At 60.1% G+C, this 6,098-nt stretch carries 8 protein-coding genes and 1 pseudogene; 6 read left to right on the plus strand and 3 right to left on the minus strand.

The window, feature by feature from the left end:
* A pseudogene (locus tag HMPREF9538_RS33065) lies at positions 1-124 on the plus strand (LysR family transcriptional regulator); the annotation flags it as partial.
* Positions 118-537: a FosA5 family fosfomycin resistance glutathione transferase gene (gene fosA, locus HMPREF9538_RS02935; RefSeq protein WP_009486251.1), complete on the plus strand. Its 420-nt coding sequence runs from the start codon at positions 118-120 to the stop codon at positions 535-537. The pseudogene HMPREF9538_RS33065 and the gene fosA, both read left to right, overlap by 7 nt.
* Positions 538-608: 71 nt before the next feature.
* On the opposite strand, the gene HMPREF9538_RS02930 is transcribed toward fosA, so the two are convergent.
* Positions 609-2,021, minus strand: coding sequence for a PLP-dependent aminotransferase family protein (locus HMPREF9538_RS02930; protein ID WP_002887384.1), 1,413 nt, complete (start codon positions 2,019-2,021; stop codon positions 609-611).
* 177 nt (positions 2,022-2,198) lie between these two features.
* Between HMPREF9538_RS02930 and HMPREF9538_RS02925 the strand changes: the two genes are divergently transcribed.
* The 4 genes from HMPREF9538_RS02925 (at position 2,199) to HMPREF9538_RS02910 (ending at position 5,120) form a co-directional block, all read left to right on the plus strand.
* On the plus strand, positions 2,199-2,363 hold the full coding sequence (locus tag HMPREF9538_RS02925) for a DUF1127 domain-containing protein (RefSeq protein ID WP_002887388.1): 165 nt from the start codon (positions 2,199-2,201) through the stop codon (positions 2,361-2,363).
* A 164-nt stretch (positions 2,364-2,527) separates the two neighbouring features.
* Positions 2,528-2,992: a MarR family winged helix-turn-helix transcriptional regulator gene (locus tag HMPREF9538_RS02920; RefSeq protein ID WP_004177547.1), complete on the plus strand. Its 465-nt coding sequence runs from the start codon at positions 2,528-2,530 to the stop codon at positions 2,990-2,992.
* A 6-nt stretch (positions 2,993-2,998) separates the two neighbouring features.
* Positions 2,999-4,066 carry an HlyD family secretion protein gene (locus HMPREF9538_RS02915; protein ID WP_002887394.1) on the plus strand — a complete coding sequence of 356 codons (1,068 nt, stop codon included), beginning with the start codon at positions 2,999-3,001 and terminating at the stop codon, positions 4,064-4,066.
* The gene (locus HMPREF9538_RS02910) at positions 4,056-5,120 is read left to right on the plus strand and encodes a DUF2955 domain-containing protein (RefSeq protein ID WP_002887411.1); all 1,065 of its coding nucleotides are present in this window, start codon (positions 4,056-4,058) and stop codon (positions 5,118-5,120) included. The genes HMPREF9538_RS02915 and HMPREF9538_RS02910 overlap by 11 nt, the downstream gene beginning before the upstream one ends.
* Here the strand turns inward: HMPREF9538_RS02910 and HMPREF9538_RS02905 are convergent.
* Complete coding sequence (locus HMPREF9538_RS02905; protein WP_004177546.1) at positions 5,117-5,371, minus strand: DUF3343 domain-containing protein; 255 nt, start codon at positions 5,369-5,371, stop codon at positions 5,117-5,119. The genes HMPREF9538_RS02910 and HMPREF9538_RS02905 overlap by 4 nt on opposite strands.
* The coding region (gene yjiL / locus HMPREF9538_RS02900) for a putative 2-hydroxyacyl-CoA dehydratase activator YjiL (protein ID WP_009486253.1) at positions 5,368-6,098 on the minus strand (731 nt) is incomplete at its 5' end. The genes yjiL and HMPREF9538_RS02905, both read right to left, overlap by 4 nt.

Consider the following 6,098-nt stretch of genomic DNA (forward strand, 5'->3'; position numbering starts at 1 on the left):
CCCGCCGCGGGGGGTCGCCGGCTTTGAGATGCTGATGCTGTGGCACGAGCGCTGGCACCGCGACCCGGCGCATCAATGGCTGCGTCAGTTCATTGTGAATTCACTGGAGGAACAGACATGCTGAGTGGACTGAATCACCTGACCCTGGCAGTCAGCCAGCTGGCGCCGAGCGTGGCGTTTTATCAGCAGCTGCTGGGCATGACGCTGCATGCCCGCTGGGACAGCGGGGCTTATCTCTCCTGCGGCGATTTGTGGCTGTGCCTGTCGCTGGATCCGCAGCGGCGCGTTACTCCGCCGGACGAGAGCGACTACACCCATTATGCGTTTAGTATTAGCGAAGCCGATTTTGCTAGCTTCGCCGTCCGCCTTGAGGCTGCCGGCGTGGCGATGTGGAAGCTGAACCGTAGCGAAGGTGCCTCGCACTACTTTCTCGACCCCGACGGCCACAAGCTGGAGCTGCACGTCGGCAGTCTTGCCCAGCGGCTGGCCGCCTGCCGCGAACAGCCGTATAAGGGGATGGTGTTTTTTGATCAGTGAAGCTGCTTCGCAGACGCTAGATCACCCGTAGCCCCGGTAAGCGCAGCGCCACCGGGGAGAACAGGTTAAATTCACTCCATCGCCACCTTCACCGCTTCTCCCAGCTTCACCATCACCGCTTTATGTTTCTCGGTCGGCGGCAGGGCGCAGTTGATCCTGACGCAGTTGCGATACTTGCCCGCTGCCGAAAACAGCGAGCCCGGCGCGACCTGGATCTTCAGCCGGCACAGCTGCTTGGCGACGCAGACCATATCTACCTGCTCCGGGAGCTCAACCCACAGCATAAAACCGCCCTTCGGCCGGGTGACGCAGATCCCGCAGGGGAAAAATTCCCGCAGCCAGCAGGTGTAGATCTCGATATTGCGCTGATAGATCTGCCGCATCCGCCGCACGTGGCGGTGGTAGTGGCCTTCGCGAATAAAATTACAGGCCGCCAGCTGAGTGGAAGGGACGTTGGTCCCGCTGGCGGCGTACTTCATCTGTAGCAGCTTGTCGTAGTAGCGCCCGGGGGCGATCCAGCCGATACGCAGCCCGGGGGCGATGGTTTTGGTAAAGGAGCTGCAGAGCATCACCCGGCCGTCGATATCCCAGGAGTGGATCGTGCGCGGGCGCGGGTATTCGGTGGCCAGCTCGCCGTAAATATCATCCTCGAAAATAACGATATCGTAGCGTTGGGCAAGGTTCAGCACCGCGCGCTTGCGGGCGTCCGGCATGATAAAGCCCAGCGGGTTATTGCAGTTTGGCACGAGGATCACCCCTTTGATCGGCCACTGATCCAGCGCCAGCTCCAGGGCCTCGATGCTGATCCCGGTTTCCGGATCGGTGGGGATCTCAATCGTCTTTAATCCCAGCCCGCGCAGCATCTGCATGGTGCCGTAGTAGCAGGGGGATTCCACGGCGATGATGTCCCCTGGCTGGCACACCGACAGCAGGGCCAGCGACAGCGCGCTGTGGCAGCCGCTGGTGAGCACCAGATCGTCGGCAGTTACCACCGATCCGCCGTCGAGCATCAGGCGGGCGATCTGCTCCCGTAGCTCGCGACGCCCGGCCAGTTCGTCATAGTTCAACACCTCAGTGAGGTTGTGCTGGATAGCCCGGCTCAGTTCACGCCAGATGGGCTTCAGGCTTGGCTGCGTCACGTCCGGCGAGCCGCCGCCGAAGGGGATGATCGATTTATCGTAGCGGGCGTCAAGCATGGTCAGCACCTGATCCCACTGGGTTATCTCCACCGGGCGCTGGACCGGACGCGACATCGGCGGCACCGGCGGCTGGGCTTTGCGCGGGGCGACGAAATAGCCCGATCGCGGCTGCGGCACAATCATCTGCTGCTGCTCAAGCAGCTGATAGGCCTGCTGGACGGTGCTGATGCTGACGCCGTGCTCCTGGCTCAGGCTGCGCACCGACGGCAGCTTTTCGCCATGGCGATACAGGCCCTGTTCGATGCGTTCGGCCAGCAGCGTAGCGAGATGTTGGTAGCGGGTCATGCTGTATCCTTAATTGCCGCCATACAGATGGAATAACCAGTACAGATGGGCGTAAAAATTGGGCTCTGGTGTACGTTTTAGCTAATCTGTATGTTAAAGAAAAGCGTTTTGTGAATCTGTATTCCGTACCCCCAAATCCGTGAAGATAAAGCCTCTGGCATGGTGAGGAGGTAGAGGATGGAATTTCACGAGAACAGGGCAAGACAGCCATTTATCGGTTTCGTATTGCTGGTGCGGTTTATCAAAAAATGGTGGCTTCAGGAGCAAACGCGCAGAGTTTTGCAGCAAATGAGCGACGAACAGCTGAAAGATATCGGCCTGCGTCGGGACCAGATCAATTAAAACGTGCGGTTTTTTACAGGCAAACCTTCTTCATTATCCCGGTGAGCGCAAAGTGCCGCCGGGATACATTCACGAAATTTATCAATTGATGCGGCACGAGCTTCCGTTTCTTGATACTTACCATGATAAGTATTATTTTCTTCTCAATAATGAGAGGAAGACCCGTGACTGAAGACGAACTGTTTGCCCGCCGCCCGCTGGGGATGCGGATGGCTATGGTGGTGCGCCAGTGGCGCGCCATTATTGACTCCGCTATCACCGATACCGGACTCACCCAGTCCAGCTGGACGGTGCTGATGCAACTGCATCAGCTGGGAGACAACGTCTCGGTCAGCGAACTGGCGGAGGTGCAGGGCATTGAACTGCCGCCGCTAATGCGCACCCTCTCATTACTGGAAAAGCAGGGCTATCTGGTGCGTTCCACATCGCCATATGACAAACGCATTCGCCTGCTGACGCTGACCGCCGAGGGGCGGGCTATTCTGGAAAAACTGAGCTGCGTGATCGAGACCTATCAGGAGCGCGTAACCCAGACCATCCCGGAGGCCGATCTCGCCACCTTCAGCGCCACGTTAAATCAAATCGCCTGCCGTTTGCGGAATATCCGCGAAGAAGATAACAAGATCTAACACACTATGATGACGCCTGAACAAAAATTTGCCCGCTGGGTACGGGTGAGTATTGCCGCTTTTCTGGGAATATTCGCCTGGTTTATCGTTGCCGATATCTGGATCCCGCTGACGCCGGACTCCACCGTCATGCGCGTGGTGACCCCGGTTTCGTCGCGGGTCTCCGGCTATGTCTCGCACGTCTACGTGCACAACAACAGCCAGGTGAAAAAGGGCGACCTGCTGTATGAGCTCGACCCAACGCCATTCATTAATAAAGTTGAAGCGGCGCAGATCGCCCTCGAGCAGGCGAAACTGAGCAACCAGCAGCTGGACGCGCAAATCGCCGCCGCCCGCGCCAACCTGCGCACCGCGCAGTACACCGCGCGTAACGATAAGGTCACCCTCGATCGCTACCAGCGCTTGAGTACGATGCAGAACGTCTCGCAGTCCGACCTCGATAAGGTGCGGACCACCTGGCAGACCAGCGAGCAGTCGGTCTCGGCGCTGAACGCGCAGATCCAGAACCTGCTGATCCAGCGCGGCGAGCGCGACGATAAGCGCAACGTCACCCTGCAAAAATACCGTAATGCGCTGGAGGAGGCGCAGCTGAACCTGGCCTGGACCAAAGTGCGTGCGGAAACTGACGGCATGGTCAGCAACCTGCAGCTGAACCCGGGGATCTACGCCACCGCGGCGACGGCTGTGCTGGCATTGGTTAACAACAACACTGACATCGTCGCCGACTTCCGCGAAAAAAGCCTGCGCCACACCGCGGTGAATACCGATGCGGCGGTGGTCTTTGACGCCCTGCCGGGTCAAGTCTTCCCGGCGCATGTGACCAGCAGCGACGCCGGGATTCTGGCGGGACAGGAGGCGGTGAACGGCCAGCTGTCGCAGCCGGAGCAGTCCACCCGCTGGGTGCGCGACGCCCAGCGGATGCGCATTCACGTCGCGCTGGATCAGCCGCTGGACAAACCGCTGCCGACCGGCGCCCGCGCTACGGTGCAGCTGTACAATAGCGAGGGACCTTTTGCCCGCACCTTCGCCGGCCTGCAGATCCACCTGGTGAGCTGGTTGCACTATGTCTATTAATACCCTGGCGCATGTCTTTACCCCGCACGGCAATATCGTCTACACGGCGAATGATTTTCGCCAGACGGTGCGTATCGCCGTGGCCGGGACCATTGCGCTCAGCATCTCCACCTTCTACGACGTACAGTACGGCGTATTTTTCGTCGTTTATCCGCTGATGCTGATGTCGCTGGTACCGATGTTCAACCTGCACGTCGCCCGCCAGTTTATATTTAGCGCGGCGGTAAACTGTGTCGAAATGGTGCTAATTGTCGGCTATTTGTCGCAGTGGCCGGTGATCATGACCCTGGTGGTGTTTGCCCTGTACGTGATGCGTTTCCGCTTTATGAGCCAGGGACCGCTGTTCCTGTTGGGATCGATGGGGGTGGTGTGCCAGAGCACGATGCTCAACTTTATGAGCTATCCCACCAGCAACTGGCACACCCTGATGTTCTCCAATATGGAAGCCTGCGTGATGGCCGTGGCGCTGAGCGCGCTGCTGCATTACCTGATCCCGGACGTCGAACCGCGCAAGCCGCCGCCGCGGATTGAGAAAGACGCCGCCCGCATCCGTCATGAGTCGCTGCTCTCCGGTACGGTAGCGACGATCATCTTTGTGGTGTTTCAGATCTGCGATCTCAGCGACTCGCTGTCGGCGCTGATGGCCGGGATCCTGATCCTGTTCCCGATGCACTATCGCGGGGCGGTGATCAGCTCGATCTGGCGCGTCGTCGGGGTGGTGCTGGCCTGTCTCTATATACTGGTGGTGCAGCTGATTATCTATGATTTCAGCAACCACATGATCCTGATGATGCCGCTGATTGGCCTCGGGCTGGCCTTCAGCGCCCGCCTACACGTGATGGAGAAAGTGGGCGCCGGGGTGGGCTTCGCCAGCATCACTACCATCGGCATTATGTTCGGCCAGAATCTGCATCCGTATCAGGATCTGGTGTTCAGCGATCTGTACCGCATCACCTCGGTGACGGTCTCGCTGGTGGTGACGCTGACCCTGGTTTTTCTCATGCACCGCCTGCTGAACTGTTTCGCGGCGACGCGTTTTGTGGTGAGCGATTAACCTGCAGGTGGGAAGGTGGCGAGACAGCGCCATGCTTCCCCGTTCTGCTGATACAGCGCCGCCGTCTGTTCCGGGACGATCCAGCCTCGCGCATCGGCTTCCGTCCCCTCCAGCAGGATGCACAGCCCGCAGCCGCTGCGCAGCTGGCGGGGTATATCTTTGACCTCGAAGGCCACTCCCGCCGCCTGCAGGGCTTTGCGCATCCGCACCACCCCCACCGTGGAGTGAAATAAAAACAGAAACGTTGTCATCCGCGCCTCCGCTGGCGCTGGCCGATCAGCGCCGCGCCGATCGCCCCGGCAAACTGGGCGTCGGGATGGGTTGTCACCGCCATGCCGACATGGCTTTCCAGCATCCGGGAAAAGGCGGCGCAGTGGCTGACGCCGCCGGTAAACAGCAGCGGCCCCTGCGCCGATAAGCGGCCAATAAAGTTCGCGCTGCGCCGGGCCATGGCGTTAATCACCCCGGCCAGAATCGCCTCCGGCGCGACACCGGCCGACCGCAGGCTAATGACCTCCGATTCGGCAAACACCGTGCACATACTGGTAATGGCGTGCGGTTCCACGCCGTCGGTAATGGCGTCCAGTTGTTCGACGCTGGCGCCGAGGGTGCGTGAAATGACTTCCAGAAAGCGGCCGGTGCCGGCGGCGCATTTGTCATTCATCAGGAAGTCGCTGAGGTTGCCCCCGGCGTCCAGCTGGATAACTTTGCTGTCCTGGCCGCCGATATCAATCACCGTGCGGGTGTCCGGCGCCAGCAGGCGGGCGCCGAGGCCGTGACAAGAGATCTCCGTCACCTGCTTATCGGCAAAATCCACCAGCTGGCGGCCATAGCCGGTGAGGGTTAAAAAAGGCGTCTCCGTGAGGCCAGCGCGCAGTGTCTCCCAGGCCTCGTGGATGGCGTCGGCGGGGCGAAAGGGGGTGGGGCAGAGGAAGCGGCGCACGATGACGCCGTCCGCCAGTAGGATGCCTTTTGTGG

It is taken from the genome of Klebsiella sp. MS 92-3 (genome assembly GCF_000195655.1).
Classification (GTDB): domain Bacteria; phylum Pseudomonadota; class Gammaproteobacteria; order Enterobacterales; family Enterobacteriaceae; genus Klebsiella; species Klebsiella pneumoniae.